The following is a 1,042-nucleotide window of genomic DNA, read 5'->3' on the forward strand; positions in this document are numbered from 1 at the left end:
CTGCCCGCCCCGCGCCCTGCCTCCGACCCCCTCGACCCCGACCGGCTGCGGCCCAAGGTGCGGGCCGAACTCGGCGCCACCGGGCGCCCGTTGATGATCGCCGTGGGGGCCCTGGAGCGGTACCGCGGCTACCGCACCCTGCTGGACGCCGCGCACGCCTGGCGGCGGCTCGACCCGCCTCCGCTGGTCGTCGTCGCCGGGGAGGGGCCGCTGCGGGGCGAACTCCAGCGCCGGATCGAGCAGGAGGACCTGCCGGTGCGCCTCCTCGGCCGGCGCGACGACGTCACCGACCTGCTCGCCGCCGCCGACGTCGCGCTGCTGCCCAGCCGGTGGGAGGCGCGCTCCCTGTTCGCCCAGGACGCCCTGCACGCGCGCGTGCCGCTGGTGGCGACCCGGGTGGGCGGCACCCCGGAACTCGTCGGGGACGCCGCCGAACTCGTCCCCTACGGCAACGCCCGCGCCCTCGCCGACGCCGCCCTGCGCCTGCTCGCGGACCCGGCGCGCCGGGAGGAACTGCGCGCCCGGGGCGCCCGGCAGGCGGCCGGCTGGCCCAGCGAGGACGAGACGGTCGCCCAGGTGCTCAGCGTGTACGACGAGCTGACCCGCCCGCTGCCACTGATCTGACCGCGCCCGCGGCCGGCGGGTGCCGGGTCAGGGCACGTGCCGCCGGGCCCGCAGCGCCAGGCTCAGCGCCAGCACCGTGTGCGGGTCGTCCAGGTCGCTGCCCAGCAACTCGCCCAGGCGGGCCAGGCGGTTGTAGAGCGTCTGCCGGTTCAGGTGCAGCTCCCGCGCCGTCTCCGCCTTGCGTCCCGCGTGCGCCAGATACGTCTGCAGCGTCGGCAGCAGCGGCGGCCGGGAACGGCGGTCGTGCTCCAGCACCGGGCCGATCGCCCGGTTCACGAAGGCCGCCAGGTCCGGGTGGTCGCGCAGCCGCCACAGCAGCAGGTCGATGTCCAGCCGGCGGGCGTCGTACCAGGGCCGCTCCGGCAGGCCCTGCGCGGCCGCAGCCGTCTCCGCCGCGTGCCGCAGCCCCGCCGCCGCG

General features: G+C 78.2%; 2 protein-coding genes. One reads left to right on the top strand and one right to left on the bottom strand.

The window, feature by feature from the left end; genetic code table 11:
- Nucleotides 1-624, top strand: a 624-nt coding sequence (locus tag G3I53_RS19890) for a glycosyltransferase (protein WP_164438607.1), incomplete at its 5' end; no start/stop codon positions are given.
- A 27-nt stretch (nucleotides 625-651) separates the two neighbouring features.
- Here G3I53_RS19890 and G3I53_RS19895 read toward each other — a convergent pair.
- Nucleotides 652-1,042: helix-turn-helix domain-containing protein (locus G3I53_RS19895; protein ID WP_164438608.1), on the bottom strand; the 391-nt coding region annotated here is incomplete at its 5' end.

Source organism: Streptomyces sp. SID14436 (assembly GCF_010548465.1).
Lineage (GTDB): Bacteria > Actinomycetota > Actinomycetes > Streptomycetales > Streptomycetaceae > Streptomyces.